At 63.9% G+C, this 1,119-nt stretch carries 2 protein-coding genes; both read right to left on the bottom strand.

The features are described from left to right. A partial coding sequence (locus EOA27_RS37495) for a DNA alkylation repair protein (protein WP_127258844.1) occupies positions 1-578 on the bottom strand: 578 nt, incomplete at its 3' end. A gap of 8 nt (positions 579-586) precedes the next feature. After that, the coding region (locus EOA27_RS37500; protein ID WP_145970869.1) for an NAD(P)-dependent oxidoreductase at positions 587-1,119 on the bottom strand (533 nt) is incomplete at its 5' end.

The raw sequence follows: 1,119 nt of genomic DNA on the forward strand, positions 1-1,119 counted from the left end.
GGGGCGTGCAGGCTCATCGAGCGCTTGCCGATCTGCCGCAGCGCCCAGTTGACCACCTTGCGAACGAAATTGCGCGGATCGCGGGCATGCTTCTCGATCAGCGGCAGATAGGCAAGGAAGGTTGCGTCCGGCTCTTTCTTCAGATGGACCGCGCTCCAGGCGAGCATGGCAAAGGCGGTGCGGCGGACGAATTCGCGTTCGTCTTCTGCGAATTCGTCGATCAGGCCGCGCCAGAATGGCGTTTCGGCAAACAGGTCGGCAACGGTGTCGACGATCTCCCAGCTGTCGAAATCCGCGGCCCAGCGCCGGCACTGGTTGATGTCGACCTTCTTAGGCTCGCCGGTGAAGGCCGCCATCAGCCGCGCCTCCCGGATGCCGCTTTCCCAGAGCAGAAGCGATCGCTCGTGGTTCTTCTTCAGCTTGCGCGCCAGCGGTCGCAAGTCGGAATTGCCGATGCCAAGCGCGCTCGCCGTGTTGATGCCGAAGCGCGCCATGCCCGCCAGATTCGCCTCCGTGCCGATCGCGCGCAGGTGCGCGACGACGTCGTCGGCGCTCCAGCTCGGGTCGGGCAGGGGCATCGTGGCGCCTATTTTTCCAGGCGTGCAAGCAGCGAGGAGGTATCCCAGCGCTTGCCGCCCATGTCCTGCACGTCCTTGTAGAATTGGTCGATAAGCGCCGTTACCGGCAGCTTGGCGCCGTTGCGGTTGGCCTCGGCCAGGCAGATGCCGAGATCCTTGCGCATCCAGTCGACGGCGAAGCCGAAATCATATTTGCCGGCATTCATCGTCTTATGGCGGTTCTCCATCTGCCAGGAGCCGGCGGCGCCCTTCGAGATCACCTCGACAACCTTCTCGATGTCGAGGCCGGCCTTCTTGCCGAAATGGATACCTTCGGCCAGGCCCTGGACGAGGCCGGCAATGGCGATCTGGTTGATCATTTTCGTCAATTGGCCAGCGCCGGCCGAACCCATCAGCCCGACCATACGGGCGTAGGCGTCAATGACCGGCTTGGCTTTGTCGAAGGCCGACTGCTCGCCGCCGACCATGACGGTCAGGATGCCGTTCTCGGCGCCGGCTTGGCCGCCTGACACGGGCGCGTCGAGAAAGGAGAAGCCTGCCT

Origin of the sequence: Mesorhizobium sp. M2A.F.Ca.ET.037.01.1.1 (genome assembly GCF_003998075.1) — a bacterium.
GTDB lineage: Bacteria > Pseudomonadota > Alphaproteobacteria > Rhizobiales > Rhizobiaceae > Mesorhizobium.